This window comes from Pseudoalteromonas sp. P1-26 (assembly GCF_001401795.1).
Lineage (GTDB): Bacteria > Pseudomonadota > Gammaproteobacteria > Enterobacterales > Alteromonadaceae > Pseudoalteromonas.
Map to the genome: position 1 here is coordinate 1 of NZ_LKDX01000210.1, position 211 is coordinate 211.

General features: G+C 52.6%; 1 tRNA gene. It reads right to left on the reverse strand.

The window, feature by feature from the left end:
• Positions 1 to 87: transfer RNA gene (locus tag AN394_RS21535), tRNA-Ser, on the reverse strand.
• Positions 88 to 211: the final 124 nt, after the last annotated feature.

Here is a 211-nt window from a genome sequence, read left to right on the forward strand (position 1 = left end):
GGAGAGATAGGGATTTGAACCCTAGAGGGGCTACAAACCCCTGCCGGTTTTCAAGACCGGTGCATTCGACCACTCTGCCATCTCTCCGAATGCGAAAACCTACCCGCTTACGCCAGTAGTAAAAATAATGGTGGAGAGATAGGGATTTGAACCCTAGAGGGGCTACAAACCCCTGCCGGTTTTCAAGACCGGTGCATTCGACCACTCTGCC